General features: G+C 54.4%; 1 protein-coding gene. It reads right to left on the minus strand.

The window, feature by feature from the left end:
* The coding region (locus PQR08_RS38630) for a phospholipase D-like domain-containing protein (protein ID WP_408164494.1) at positions 1–655 on the minus strand (655 nt) is incomplete at both ends.

Below are 655 nucleotides of genomic sequence, written 5' to 3' on the forward strand. Positions count from 1 at the left end.
ACTGACCGGTTCCTTTCCCGTCGCCGCGATATTGATCTCACTATCCACCGCCATGCTTCTTTGGTTCATATTCGCGCTGCCGAGCGTCACAAAAACATCGTCGATCAACATCAGCTTCGAGTGGATATAGATTTCCCGGTACGCCATCTTCTTACTCGCATCCAGACCGCTCGTGCGCAGTCGCGCGATGCTCACCTCCAACCCCATCGAGTCGGAGAGTTGTTGCAAACTCGGCCGGTCCAGCACTTGAGTACCGTTTTTGCCCTTGTGACTGTCCGAGTATTTCTGGCTGTACTTACCGCTATCGATCAACTTGATCTGTTCCGGCACGTCCCCGCCGTGGCCCAACTCAGTCAGTACGTCAGCCGTGCGCGGGATCATCTGATCGCGCTCCGGGTTTGGAATCACGATGAAGACGTGCAGCTTCGGTAATTCCGCGACGGACTTTCCGGACTTGCTGCTCCACGACTGGCAGTACGCCATCCGATGTTCCTTGAGCGTGCGCGCGAACGTCGGATAAAAGAAATACTGATTCTCCATATAGATGTAATTGCGCGCCCAACTTGTGGCCTGCAAATACAGCTTCTTGATCGTTTTCTCGTTTTCATGTGGCTGCGTGCGCACGATCTGCACGGCTTGCGTAGGATCAACCGTC

The sequence above is a fragment of the Caballeronia jiangsuensis genome, from assembly GCF_046030135.1.
GTDB classification, from domain to species: Bacteria; Pseudomonadota; Gammaproteobacteria; order Burkholderiales; family Burkholderiaceae; genus Caballeronia; species Caballeronia jiangsuensis.